Annotated in this window: 1 protein-coding gene; it reads left to right on the top strand. The window is 62.3% G+C overall.

The window, feature by feature from the left end; genetic code table 11:
• The coding region (locus BFE01S_RS41205) for a Clp protease N-terminal domain-containing protein (protein ID WP_042339505.1) at positions 1–494 on the top strand (494 nt) is incomplete at both ends.

Here is a 494-nt window from a genome sequence, read left to right as displayed (position 1 = left end):
CGACGAACTCGCGGGCCTCGCCGCCGAAGTGCCGCGCGAATCCGTCGATGCCACCGACGCGTTCAGCGAGCAGACGATGGAACTGCTGCAGCGCGCGGCGGAAAAAGCGCACGAACTGCACCGCAACGAACTCGATACGGAACATCTGCTCTACGTGCTGGCCGATACGGATGTATGCGCAGCACTCCTCAAGGAGTTGAAACTCTCGCCGCAGGACATCAAGAGCTATATCGACGAACATGCCAAGCAAGGCACGGCCAGCGACGACGCCTCGCCCGAGAGGATGACCGTATCGCCGCGCCTGAAAAAAGCATTCCAGTACGCGTTTCAGGCTTCGCGCGACCTGGGCCATTCGTATGTGGGCCCCGAACATCTGCTGATTGGCCTCGCGGCCGTTCCCGATAGCCTCGCGGGCACGCTGCTCAAGAAGTATGGCGTAACGCCCGAAGCGCTGCGGCAGAAGGTCGTGAAGGTCGTGGGCAAGGGCGCCGAAG

It is taken from the genome of Paraburkholderia ferrariae NBRC 106233 (assembly GCF_000685035.1).
Classification (GTDB): Bacteria; Pseudomonadota; Gammaproteobacteria; order Burkholderiales; family Burkholderiaceae; genus Paraburkholderia; species Paraburkholderia ferrariae.
This window is presented reverse-complemented; position numbering and strand designations above follow the sequence as displayed.